Source organism: Pseudomonas sp. P5_B3, from assembly GCF_056400405.1.
The window spans coordinates 1-11,508 of the sequence record NZ_JBFULI010000053.1; the positions used below are offsets into that span (position 1 = coordinate 1).

11 protein-coding genes and 1 pseudogene are annotated in these 11,508 nt (G+C 54.7%); 7 read left to right on the forward strand and 5 right to left on the reverse strand.

Translation table 11 applies throughout. From position 1 onward, the window contains the following. Both AC1DRN_RS24450 and AC1DRN_RS24455 read left to right on the forward strand, forming a co-directional pair. Positions 1 to 199 (forward strand): hypothetical protein (locus AC1DRN_RS24450; protein ID WP_477786824.1); only part of this gene is annotated, 199 nt, incomplete at its 5' end. Positions 200 to 491: 292 nt separating this feature from the next. Continuing rightward, positions 492 to 3,002 carry a putative bifunctional diguanylate cyclase/phosphodiesterase gene (locus AC1DRN_RS24455; protein ID WP_223462584.1) on the forward strand — a complete coding sequence of 837 codons (2,511 nt, stop codon included), beginning with the start codon at positions 492 to 494 and terminating at the stop codon, positions 3,000 to 3,002. 182 nt (positions 3,003 to 3,184) lie between these two features. On the opposite strand, the gene AC1DRN_RS24460 is transcribed toward AC1DRN_RS24455, so the two are convergent. After that, on the reverse strand, positions 3,185 to 3,955 hold the full coding sequence (locus AC1DRN_RS24460) for a DeoR/GlpR family DNA-binding transcription regulator (protein WP_223530222.1): 771 nt from the start codon (positions 3,953 to 3,955) through the stop codon (positions 3,185 to 3,187). Positions 3,956 to 4,218: 263 nt separating this feature from the next. Here AC1DRN_RS24460 and AC1DRN_RS24465 point away from each other — a divergent pair, with 263 nt between their 5' ends. From AC1DRN_RS24465 to AC1DRN_RS24475, 3 genes and pseudogenes are all read left to right on the forward strand, one after another. Next, positions 4,219 to 5,499 (forward strand): haloacid dehalogenase-like hydrolase, encoded by a 1,281-nt coding sequence (locus AC1DRN_RS24465; protein ID WP_477786825.1) that lies wholly within the window; start codon positions 4,219 to 4,221, stop codon positions 5,497 to 5,499. Between the two features lie 379 nt (positions 5,500 to 5,878). After that, entirely contained in the window at positions 5,879 to 6,061 is a 183-nt protein-coding gene (locus tag AC1DRN_RS24470; RefSeq protein ID WP_223447925.1) for a hypothetical protein, read from the forward strand. 18 nt (positions 6,062 to 6,079) lie between these two features. Further along, positions 6,080 to 6,346: pseudogene (locus AC1DRN_RS24475) on the forward strand (TonB-dependent receptor); the annotation flags it as partial. Between the two features lie 182 nt (positions 6,347 to 6,528). On the opposite strand, the gene AC1DRN_RS24480 reads toward AC1DRN_RS24475, so the two are convergent. From AC1DRN_RS24480 to AC1DRN_RS24490, 3 genes are all read right to left on the reverse strand, one after another. Then, entirely contained in the window at positions 6,529 to 6,735 is a 207-nt protein-coding gene (locus AC1DRN_RS24480) for a co-regulatory protein PtrA N-terminal domain-containing protein (RefSeq protein ID WP_223462581.1), read from the reverse strand. An 80-nt stretch (positions 6,736 to 6,815) separates the two neighbouring features. Beyond that, complete coding sequence (locus tag AC1DRN_RS24485; protein ID WP_223462580.1) at positions 6,816 to 7,469, reverse strand: hypothetical protein; 654 nt, start codon at positions 7,467 to 7,469, stop codon at positions 6,816 to 6,818. A 277-nt stretch (positions 7,470 to 7,746) separates the two neighbouring features. After that, complete coding sequence (locus AC1DRN_RS24490) at positions 7,747 to 8,025, reverse strand: DUF2790 domain-containing protein (protein WP_223462579.1); 279 nt, start codon at positions 8,023 to 8,025, stop codon at positions 7,747 to 7,749. Positions 8,026 to 8,730: 705 nt separating this feature from the next. Here AC1DRN_RS24490 and AC1DRN_RS24495 point away from each other — a divergent pair. After that, a complete protein-coding gene (locus tag AC1DRN_RS24495; protein WP_223462578.1) occupies positions 8,731 to 9,423 on the forward strand; it encodes a response regulator in 693 nt (230 codons plus the stop codon). 63 nt (positions 9,424 to 9,486) lie between these two features. Here AC1DRN_RS24495 and AC1DRN_RS24500 read toward each other — a convergent pair whose 3' ends face one another. Beyond that, on the reverse strand, positions 9,487 to 10,983 hold the full coding sequence (locus AC1DRN_RS24500; protein WP_223462577.1) for a sensor histidine kinase: 1,497 nt from the start codon (positions 10,981 to 10,983) through the stop codon (positions 9,487 to 9,489). 72 nt (positions 10,984 to 11,055) lie between these two features. Between AC1DRN_RS24500 and AC1DRN_RS24505 the strand changes: the two genes are divergently transcribed. Then, complete coding sequence (locus AC1DRN_RS24505) at positions 11,056 to 11,400, forward strand: hypothetical protein (protein WP_223462576.1); 345 nt, start codon at positions 11,056 to 11,058, stop codon at positions 11,398 to 11,400. The last annotated feature ends 108 nt before the right edge of the window (positions 11,401 to 11,508 follow it).

An 11,508-nucleotide genomic window follows, 5' to 3' on the forward strand; every position in this document is an offset into this window, starting at 1 on the left:
CCCCAGACATGCAGGCCTTGGTCTGCACGCTCGCCAGAGRCGCAAAACGAGGCTGAGGAAATTGAAAGGAACAGAACATCTGGCAAAAGTGATTGCCGACGTTCAGTTCTACAATGGAGAGCGAGGAGAATCGTTACCTGAAACGATGATGTCAAATGCAACAAATGAAAATGATTTCGTTTTACCGCCGAAATGTTAAGAGACTGCTTCCGAGAGTAAAAAATTTCACCATGAAATTAGCATCGCCAAATGCATTGCTTAGTGTCGAATAGTTGGTTGGCGTGACACGTAAGACGTATAGCTTCGGTAGCTATTGCTTGTCTCGGGAGCTTCGCTCACGAAAACCAGCGTGAATCCAGGACAGAGAAAAAATTTGGCTAATGCTACGTGCGGTTTGTTCTCAGGTTCAGGTGTTGGCACAAAAGGTTAATTGGTTTCCGAATACCGCTTCTATTGGTCAATTTAGAAGGATTATGTTTGGAGATTGTGAAATGGATTTTTTCAGGAATAAAAGCGCCGCAAAGCCAGCCATACCCACCAGTTCAAATAAGCCGCGCTCGACCAAATGGCACCGCATGTACTTTTTTCTTGCGGGATTCGACGTGCTGGTTGTTGTGCTGAGCGTGCTATTGAATCACCTGATCGTCGATACCTATCACCGCTCCATCACGGCAAACCAGTCGTGGGTCCAACAGCTGTCGAGCTATTCAACGCTGGGCAGCCTGGCTTCCAAAGTCAATGCGCCGGGCAATAATGTGTTCGATACACATAATGTTGAAGCCGAATCGCGGAACATGAATGAAGCCTTGCGCGCCTTCAGCGAGCATTTGGCAATGGCCAAAAAACAGTTGGAAGTACGGATCGCCAATGAGGCTGAACACAGTGCAGATATACAAGCCTTTACCCTTGCATTGAAGGATGAGGTGGGTGCAATTGATGCCGCGATGGTCGAAATGGTGAACGAGGCCTTGCTGATCTTTTCCTACTTCAGGGAGGGGCAGTCGGATAATGCCGGCAAACGCATGGCAACGATGGACAGGAAGTATGCCCAGTTGCTCGCCTCACTCAGTACCGTGCGGGATCGCGTTGGCCTGATTCAAAGCAAGCTCCTGGAGGAGGAACTTGAGTCGGTCGAAGAACTGCGCCGGGTCGAATACGCGATCATGGTGTTCGTTCTACTGATGGTCAGTGCGGCCGTTATCTACGGGGGCAAGATCAGGCGCGAAATGGAGTCGCAAGCAGCCGAAAGGGAAGGTTATCTGGCAGTGCTGCGCGAAAGCGAGAAGCAGGCCCGCCAGCAAGCATCGCTGCTGGACAAGGCCCAGGACGCCATTGTCGTTCACGGGATGGATAACCGCATCCTGTACTGGAACAAAAGTGCCGAGCGTCTCTACGGTCTGTCAAAGGAAGAGGCACTCGGCAAATCGGCACAGGAGTTGATCTACCAGGGTAGCGCCGCTTTCAATGCGGCCACTGACAGCCTGATAGAAACGGGTGACTGGGCGGACGAAGTTACACTTCGACGCCGGGATGGCTGCACCATTACGCTCGAAAGTCATCGAACCCTGGTGCGAGACGATGATGGCCAGCCGCAATCCGTTCTGTCGATCAATACTGACATCACCCACCGTAAGACCGCTGAGCAAGAGGTCCAGCGTTTGGCCTTCTACGATCAGTTGACCGGGCTGGCCAACAGGCGGCTCATGTTGGACCGGTTACAGCATCTGCTGGCGGGCAGCTCCCGTAGCCTGCATACGAGCGGGATAATTCTCATTGACCTGGATAACTTCAAGGCACTGAACGACACGCTGGGGCATGACAGAGGCGACATGTTGCTGCAGCAAGTTGCTCTGCGCCTTTGCGGCTGCATACGCGAGAGCGACACCGTGGCTCGCCTGGGCGGAGACGAATTCGTCGTCCTGCTGGATGGCCTTAATGAGAATCCTCCAGAAGCAGCTATCCAGGCCAAGGCTATTGGCGAAAAGATTCTCAACGCTCTGAACATTTCCTACCAGTTGGATGGATATGAGCACCACAGCACCCCCAGCCTCGGCATTGCGCTGTTCCAGGGGCAACTGAGCACAGTGGACGATATTATGAAGCGCGCTGACCTGGCGATGTATCGCGCCAAGGCGGCGGGCCGCAATACCATGCGCTTCTTCGATCCGGACATGCAGGCGGTTGCCACGGCACGCGCCAGACTGGAAGTAGACTTGCGCCAAGGCTTGCAGGACAACGAATTCCTTCTTTATTACCAGCCGCAGGTGAATAGTGAGGGCCGTATCATTGGCGCAGAGGCGCTGATGAGATGGCAGAATCCTGAGCGCGGAGTCGTGTTTCCAGGCGAGTTCATTCCATTGGCAGAGGAAACGGGGTTGATTCTGCCGTTAGGCCGTTGGGCGCTGCAGGCAGCCTGCGATCAACTGGTTGCCTGGGCAAAGCATTCGGAAACCGCCCGACTGGGTATGGCTGTGAATGTCAGCGCCCGCCAGTTTCACCATCCGGACTTCGTCGAGGAGGTACTGCAAGTACTGAGATACACGGGGGCCGATCCGAGGAAATTGAAACTGGAACTGACCGAAGGCCTGCTGATAGAGGATATGGAAGGTACTGTCGCCAAAATGATCGAGTTGAAAGAGGTCGGCATAGGCCTTTCGCTGGATGATTTCGGAACCGGCTACTCGTCACTGTCATACCTGAAGAGCCTTCCGCTGGATCAACTCAAGATCGACCAGTCCTTCATCAGAGATGTGCTGGTTGATCCCAACGACGCCGCCATCGCCTGCGCGATTGTGAGCCTGAGCCAGATATTGGGGCTTTCGGTGATTGCAGAAGGTGTGGAGACAGAAGCTCAGCGCACCTTTCTGGTCAAGCATGGCTGCCAGACCTACCAGGGCTTCCTGTTTTCCCCGCCACTGCCAGCCGAACAATTTGAGGAGTATGTTCACGAAAGATTAATGGCGAGCACTGATTTTCCACGGACCAAGACTAAATTGCCATGACTTCGCAGGTGTCTGGGAACGTCAGCTTTCGGCTGTGGATTCAACCCAATGCAGGCGATCGCAGCCAATACAGTTACGGTCAGTTTGCCAGCGCCGAGAGTCACATCGTGCAAGATCTACCCGGTTGCGCTGCACTTGAGCATCATGCTGCGTCAATGCCTGTTGCAACCGCCAAACCACCGCTACACCAGGACAATACGTTTCAGCTTGGCGTTCAGTGCGGCGAACGCCGCTTCGGTACTGGCCTTGTGGTTGGTGATGAGCACGTCGATGCGTTCTGGCGGGCAGAAAGCGACACGGCTCTCCACGCCAATCTTGCTGTAATCGGCGAGGATGACTACGCCTTCGGCATTGTCGGCCATGGCGCGCGCCACTTCGGCTTCGCGGTGGTCGTAGTTGCTGGCACCGCGCTGGGCGTCGATGCCGACCGGCGACAACAGCGCCAGGTCGGCCCGATAGCGGGCAATTTCCGCCACCGTGGTGCTGCCGACCGTCGCCGGCGCACGATCGTCGAGTGAACCGCCCAGTACGAGCACCTCGTTGTGCCGACCGCCCGACGCGGCGGGGTTGCGCAGCTGCAGTGCCACGTTGAACGAGTTGGTGATCACGGTCAGACCTCCCAGCTTGGCCAACTCTTCGGCAAGGATGACGGTGGTGGTGCCCGCGTCGATGAACACTGTCTGCCCATGTGACAGCAGACTGACCGCGGCGCGCGCGAGGTCACGCTTGAACTTGACGTTGCTTTGCGCCCGCTCGGCGATGGGCGCTTCGTCCTCAACGCGGATGGCGCCGCCGTGTATCCGCTTCAACTCTCCCTGTTCTTCCAGAGCGACCAGGTCGCGCCGCACAGTCTCGCGAGAAACATTCAGCTCCGTGACGATGCGGTCGGTGGTGACGCGCTGCAAGGTCGATAGCAGTGCGCGGATCCGCTGGTAACGCTCTTCTTGCCACATACCGGGTGTCCCTGCTGTTCGAGTCGCTGTCCGAGCACGCATTGTGGAGGGGCGTCAGTCGCTGTCAAGTTTGGCGCGGCCCCAGGATCATTGAGCTGACAGGTCTGCGCGTAATGCTTGTGCAATATTGAGGCAATATTGTTTTTTTGTGTATTTGGAGCTAGCCTCGTGGCCGGACGGCTTCTTCCCCTCGTCCGTATTTCGAAACACGCTTTCGCCATCGCCTCGGTTGTAACCTCTCGTCTAGAAGTAGGAGCTATGCCATGCAGCGTCGCCAGTTTCTGAACACCCTCGCCACCGTTTCCGTCGTCTCACCGCTGTTGTTGTCATCCCGTATAACGCAAGCCGCCACGCCTGCGGCCACACCGAATGCGCTGGACCCAGCGCGCTGGTCGCCGCTTAACCAAAAGCGTCTGCAAGCGGTGATCGATGAGCACGGCGTCAAAAGCGCGTCCTACCGTGCTGACCAGCGCCCATACGCGGTGTTCGACTGGGACAACACCTGCATCATGAACGACTGTGAAGAAGCGCTGCTGGTCTACCAGATCAATCATTTGCAGTACAAGCTGACGCCTGATGAGTTCGCTGCTGTGGTGCGTCAGGACGTACCGAACGGCGCGTTCATGAAGGACTACACCACGGTGGACGGCAAGCCGGTCAAGATGGAAGACATCGCCAGCGATGTGGAAGCGGATTACCGCTGGTTGCACGCCAACTACAAGGGGCTCGCTGGCGACAAGAGCCTGGAAGAGATCCAGGCCAGCGAGCAGTACAAGGATTTTCTCGCCAAGCTCTACTTCATGTACGACGCGATCTGCGACAGTTACCCGGTGGAGATCGGCTACAAGTGGATTCTGTATTTCTACAAGAACATGACCACGGCTGAGTTGCAGGCGATGGCCGAGGCTTCCAACAACTACGCCATCGGCGACGCGCTGCGCAAGGTCAAGTACGAGAGTTCGCGCACATTGCCGGGCAGGGCTGGGGTGGTGGCCGATACCCACTTCCATGGCATTCGTATCCATGAGGAAATTCGCGGTCTGATGCACGCGCTGCGCGCCAACGGCATCGACGTCTATGTCAGCACCGCCTCGATCGACGATGTGGTACGCGTGTTCGCGGGCAATCCTCATTACGGATACGGCGTGCCGCCTGAGAACGTGATCGGCCTGCGCATGGCGATGGAAGACGGCACGTACACCACTCGCTATCAGCCAGACTGGCACTTCAATTACGGTCCGGGCAAGACCGTCGSCATCAAGAACGTGCTGGTTAAACAGAAGGGCTATGGCCCGGTGTTGGTGGCTGGCGACAGCGATGGCGATGCCTGGATGCTGCGCGACTTCAACGATACGGCGGTGGGGGTGATCGTCAACCGCATGAAGAAGGGCGAGATCGGCGCCGACAGCCAGCAGGCCGCTACCCAACTGGGCAAGCCGGACGCCCGCTTCGTCCTGCAGGGGCGCGACGAGCACACCGGCCTGATGATTCCAGACGAGAAATCACTCAAGTACGGTAAAGACGAGCTTAAGCTGCTGGCTTGATGGCACTGGCTCGCGGGTGGCCGGCGGCCATCCGCGAGCCGCAGTGCAACTCGCCTTGTATCTGCGGGAATGATGATTCTGCGTCGGAAGATCGGTACCGCTGCCGGCCCGAGTGAGTCAGTAAGTAGTATCGAGTCAAAATTGTGAGTTGCCCCAGGTTTTCGAGGCGCGCCCCACAGGCCGCTTTTGGCCGATTTGCCCTTCGGTGAGTGGCAAAAATCGACCCATAGCGGCCGGTCATAACCGATAATATTCGTCATACACGTCCTACATGAGGCTCACCATTCTCCAGTTGAAGTATCGACTCCAAATGCGCTCTATGCCCCGGTCATCAATCCACTGCTAGACTCCATCATCTACCTGAAGTGTCGGAGGCATCATGAACTTCATTCTCTGGATCATTCTTGGTACAAGTGGCCCACAGCCCTTTCGAGCGGTCGACCATGCTGAGTACAAGAATATGGAGGCGTGTCAGCACGCAGCCGATCAGATCAAGGCATCACTTGAAGGGGTGCAGTTCCAGATCAACACCATCTGCACACCCAAGGACAATACAAAATAACGCGTGATCCTCAGGTGCGTGCGTTCGCTGACGCAAACCTGGCGTGTGGGCATGGGGGCCAACTATGTCGATGATCGCTATACCGCGCTGGATAACAATGTGGTCATGCCGGCTTACACGACAGTGGACGCCGCGCTGTTGTACAACCAGCCGAAATGGGACATGGCCCTGCGGCTGCGCAATGTCTTCGACAAGGACTATTACGCTTCGGCGCATGGTTCGGTGGACCTGATCACGCCCGGTGCCCCACGGACGCTGGAGCTGAGCACCAACTATCGCTTCTGAGCACAGACCTGAAGAACAGGCCCCAAAGCAGCCCTTCGTGAAAGGCTGCTTACGACTGTGGATTCAACACACTGGATTTTGTGTAAGCGGGATTTGTGTTAAACAAGCAAAAGCAGCACCTTGGGTGCTGCTTTTGAGGGGGGGCTGCACATTTCTGTCGGCCCGGGGACGCGCTACACGGATCAGCTGTTGCTGCGATCGGCTGCCTTGGCTTTGCTTTGAGCTACAGAGGCTTCAGCCTTGTGTTTCTGGGCAACCTGGTAGGTTTCCATCGAGACTTTGCGGGCCGACTCCATGCGTGCGAAGGTCCGGTCACCGCCACCTGTGGCCATCGCCAGAGAAGAGGCGGTCAGCGTGGCAACTACGAAGAGAACTTTCATGGATTTCATTTGGGTATCCTCAAGTGAGACTTTTAACAGTTAAAGCGAGATTCATTGGCTAGCGTCGAACTTCCTTGTTCAACCTGGATTCACCAGCCAGCCAGGGCGGCGTTTCCTGGAGTCCTGGTGCCTTGCTCCATGCGTGCTTCGGTGTCTTTGTTTTTTGCCCAGATGGTGAGCAGTACCATCATCGCGAACCCACCGACGATGAGCACCGGATAGGCTGCCAGCAACTCCACCAGCGAGTACTTCCAGGCCAGCGGACGACCCACACCCAGCATGGCGGCATAGAACCACGACACGCCAGAGAACGCCCCCGAGAACAGCGCCAGCATGCGCAGGCTGAAGGAGAGTTTCAGTAACGAACCGGCTTTTTTCAGCGCCGGCAATACAGCGCCATGCAACACGAAGCCGTTAATGGTCAGCAGCACAACGATGCCGATTTTGGCTTGTAACTTTGGATTGAGGAAATACTCCATCCCCTTGCCGGAATAATCGATCCCGACAATAGCAATGCCCGTAATCCAGAGCCAGACAAGTGCAAGCGATACGGTTTTTTGAAGACTGTCCATGTGCGCGTCATCATGGTGACCTGATGCATCTCCCTTCAGGAGTTGCTTGACCATTGCAATGTCACTGGTCAAAACCAGCCCGATTGCCACGCAGCAGGCGATAAGATGAAAATATACAACGCCCAAACGCACATATTCCACGGTGGACGAAGAAAACATACTAAGTTCCATGGTGACCTCTTTGTTGTAATAGTGAATCAACTTGGCTCCCGGCACGGCATAATTGGAGTTTGCCGTTGCTGATGGCAGTCAAGATTCAGCCATTACGATTAGTTAATCTTGCGGCATTACGCGGCCAAGATAATAGTGATTTTCACGAATGAACTTTTAATCATTCGATTATTTTAATATTCAGGTAACAACAAACATCATCCGCACTGGGTGCCTATGAGGTTTAACATCCGCTTCTGAGGCGCAGGCGAGGCCCGGAACTCTATCGGCGAGCGGATCAGGCAATGCTGGTGGGGTCGGTGGGGCTTCCACCCCATTCGAGGAAACGAAGCTTGTGAATCTCGCCCTCGCTGTCTTCGTAGACCAGGGTCACCGGCACCATGCCGGTCTTGTCGGAGGTATCGGTGCGCTGCAGTACCCGTTTCACATCGACTTCCATTCCGTAGTGGTAGTCGACGGCGGAGACATGCGCGCCGGGGTCTTGCAGGCTGTTCTGCTCGAAGACACTGGGTGCGAGACTGGAAATCACGGCACTGACAATTGTGGCGATGCTCATAAGGCTTTACCTCTTCTGTAGTTCACTTGACAAGGACCTAATGTGACACGTGATGAGAGTGAAGTTCACCTCACCGCGACGAACGTGCCTGCCTGAAAAGCCTGTAGTGGCTGCAAACTCCCGGCAATTCCCCGCGCTTGACGCCTCTCGACCATTCGTCCTTTAAACCCCGTATTTGTTGGTCAAAGTCCGTTTCTGAAGGAGGTCATGACATGTCATGACGGATTTTTCGCGCGGTGGTTGTGACAGTACCTGGACCGAAAACGCCTGCTATCGAGCCAAGGGGAAATGTCGGGTATTGGCTGTGGATTCAACCGGTCGATGCAACCGATTGGCTCAATCTGTTGAATCGACCGGTTGAATCCAAGTCGCCTCAGGGCAATCAGCCCCAAGCAAAAGCGGTATCTCCATAAATGGGGCATTACACCCACCCAACCGGGCGTTTAGCACCTGATTTGAGGAATATCCCCCCTTCACCCTTTCTTTCGCTTGAAACACTCAGAAACAGCCTGTTAATTAATTTGAATTTTATCTTCGGCCTATTGAAATGGCTCATAAGTTGCAGCCCTCCGGGTACCCGCCACAGCTGTCGCCCCGGACATCATGGAGACGGCTGGGCTTGCCGGATCGGGTATGGCGCGAGGGGTGAAAAATGAAACGTGCGACACCACCATGCAGCTCCATCGACTCTTATGGGGAGTTCCTATGAGTTCCATGATCAAGATTGGCATCGTTGATGATCACCCACTGTTAAGGGATGGGGTCACAATGGCGCTGAGGAAAATAGCTGACTTTCAGGTGGTCGGGCAGGGCGGGTCTGCCGATGATGCCCTGGAAATTACCGCTCGTTTTGCTCCTGATGTTTTGCTGATGGATGTCAATATGCCGGGCGATAGCTTTGCTGCCGTGCGAGCGATCTCAGCTTCTTCGCCGGCAGTTAGAGTTTTGATGCTGACGGTATCCGAGTCCATCGAGGACGCCTATTCCGCCCTCGAAGCAGGCGCGCAGGGATATGCGTTGAAAGGCATAAGCGGTCGTGAGCTTGTACAAGCCATCAGACAGGTTGCCGGTGGTGAAACCTTCATTACCCCCAAGCTTGCCAGCAAGCTCTTAGGCAGTTTCAGAAAGCACGCGGGTGATAAGCAAAAGGTCGAACTGACCCATCGCGAAGAACAAGTTATCCGGGAGGTATCGAAGGGCCTGACTAACCGCGAGGTTGCTATCAAGCTTGAGCTCTGCGAGAAGACCATCAAGCACTACATGACGAACGTCATGTACAAGCTACGTGTTCGTAACCGGACGCAGGCAGTCGCAGCAGTGAGACGGCATTGGGAGAGTGACCATATACCTGGCTTATGTAGTGCTCTTCAACGCCGCGACTTGAATGACAACGGCTAGACAAATAACGGGCCATAAGCATTTGCGGTTACTTGGGAGCGACGATCATTCTGGTACGGGTGATCAGATTTTGAACTGCGCCCTGGCTTTGGTTCCGGTATGGGGAGCCGATTCAATGATGAATATTCCGCCGAGGGATTCGACGCGATAGCGCATGCCGACAAGGCCCAGATGAGTCCTGCCTCGACCTGGCACGCTCGGTTTCTCGGTTGGAATACCCACTCCTGCATCCTCGACTTGCACTTGCAGTAGCCCTTCGGAGTGAGAAGCGCTGAGTTTTTGGCCTTTTCCTCCGGCGTGAATATAGGCATTGTTCAATGCTTCCTGGGCGAAGCGGTAAATACAAATTTTATGCGCTGCCGGTACATCGTCCGCAAGCGTATCAAGCTCCAGTTCGACTCGCGTCTCGGTTCGCTCTTCGTGCCGCTGGGCAAGCAACACCAGTGCATCGTGCAGGCTCAGATCATTGACTTCCGGAAGTGCCAGGCCGAGTGAAATTTCCCGCACTTCGTTTAAAGCATCCTCGCCGGCACGTCTGATCATTTCGAGGACTTCTCCATCCGAGGCGCCTTGTGAATCTTCGAGCTCTTCAAGGCGAAGGAGAATAAGTGACAACAGCTGAGCAGGACCATCATGAAGATCTGCCCCGATCCGACGAAGAGTGAGTTCATTGATTTTTGAGAACTCGCGATTGGCTGTAGTGACTTTGTGCTGAAGGGCGGCATTATTTGAGTGCAACCTGGCTTGCTCATGCATTCGCAATTCAAGTGCTGTTTCATGCTGCTTTATGATCTTGTCGTCACGCCGAACGATAAAAAATAAAAGCAAAAGCATGGCCATCGTTGCCGTACCAACAATCGCCCATACTTTCTGGCGAACGTTATTGATTTCGCGCTGTAGCGCTTGCGCGGTTTCGTAGAACTCACCCACCGCAACAATCTTTCCAGTACCCGTTTCGCGCAGTGGAGCAAAAATTTCATAGAACGGAATATTCAGGCTTCGCTCAAACGCATCGTCAGTATCATCCTCAAGATCATTGTCCAGTTCTGTATAGATCTTGCCTGTCAGCGCCTGTGAGATCTCCTCTGTCGGAAATTTTTTCTGGACCGTGGATTTGTCGGTGCTGTAGACAATCGTGCCGTCTGGAAGCCAGATCTTCACCGAGACAACATGTGTACTGAGCGAGGTGCTGGACAGCAGCTGATCGATGGTCCGAATCGTTTCATCGGGGAGTTCTTTGGCAGTGGTCAATCCCTGGACAGAAGGTTCGAGAAAGTTCTGCATATAACGCGCCCCCGTCTCTGCCGCCGTTTGAACCGTTGCATCTTCGATACTCTGGCTTACGAGGTTTCCAACGAGTGTCATGGTCAAACCCAGAATTACTGTGGCGCAGATTACGAACTGGGTTGAGCGGCTTAAATGGCGCAGTTTCGCAAGGGGGATCTGTCTCCCGGGCACTGCGTCACTGGACGTTTGGCCAGCGTCTGATTCGACCAAGGTCTGATCCGATTCTTTGACCAAGGTCTCAGAATTTGACTGGGCTTTCGTCTCTGTACACATCCGGGTAGCACCTCAATACTCATTTTCAATGGAGTGTAAAGCTAGCATTCGAGGTTGAGGGCGGGAGGGGCGATGAATAGATTAAAAAGATTCTCGATCAATCCGGGTAATCGCTATTTCCGGCAAAAGCAGCCGGGGGTTATTACCAATAGTATTGATTTCCTGACTCCGCCATCAGGCGTGTTGAACCCGTCTCCAATACAGACTAGTCAATTCGTAGTCGATGCCAGTTTGCTCATGGATAAAAGGCTTGTTGACGAAGCCGCATGGACGCAGAACCGTGCCATCACCCCTCAGGAACTCCCGGACTATGGCGATCTTCGCCAGCGTATTCCGGCCAATGACTCTGATCGCTGGATGTGTGGCATCTGTGACAAGCCCCCTATGCCTGAGAGAGCCATATGGACAGATGCATAGAGCCCCGATACGTGACGGGGCCATTAGTAAGTTACGCCATCTATCCAACCCGTGTTCATGGGCCGGCGCCTCCTTGAGGCGCAATACCAGCCTGTAGTTACGGTTGTC

Excerpts from the sequence above, each read along its gene's own strand:
- AC1DRN_RS24455 (WP_223462584.1), top strand. The coding sequence starts at position 492 with ATGGATTTTTTCAGGAATAAAAGCGCCGCAAAGCCAGCCATACCCACC.
- AC1DRN_RS24460 (WP_223530222.1), bottom strand. The coding sequence starts at position 3,955 with ATGTGGCAAGAAGAGCGTTACCAGCGGATCCGCGCACTGCTATCGACC.
- AC1DRN_RS24470 (WP_223447925.1), top strand. The coding sequence starts at position 5,879 with ATGAACTTCATTCTCTGGATCATTCTTGGTACAAGTGGCCCACAGCCC.
- AC1DRN_RS24480 (WP_223462581.1), bottom strand. The coding sequence starts at position 6,735 with ATGAAATCCATGAAAGTTCTCTTCGTAGTTGCCACGCTGACCGCCTCT.
- AC1DRN_RS24485 (WP_223462580.1), bottom strand. The coding sequence starts at position 7,469 with ATGGAACTTAGTATGTTTTCTTCGTCCACCGTGGAATATGTGCGTTTG.
- AC1DRN_RS24490 (WP_223462579.1), bottom strand. The coding sequence starts at position 8,025 with ATGAGCATCGCCACAATTGTCAGTGCCGTGATTTCCAGTCTCGCACCC.
- AC1DRN_RS24495 (WP_223462578.1), top strand. The coding sequence starts at position 8,731 with ATGAGTTCCATGATCAAGATTGGCATCGTTGATGATCACCCACTGTTA.
- AC1DRN_RS24500 (WP_223462577.1), bottom strand. The coding sequence starts at position 10,983 with ATGTGTACAGAGACGAAAGCCCAGTCAAATTCTGAGACCTTGGTCAAA.
- AC1DRN_RS24505 (WP_223462576.1), top strand. The coding sequence starts at position 11,056 with ATGAATAGATTAAAAAGATTCTCGATCAATCCGGGTAATCGCTATTTC.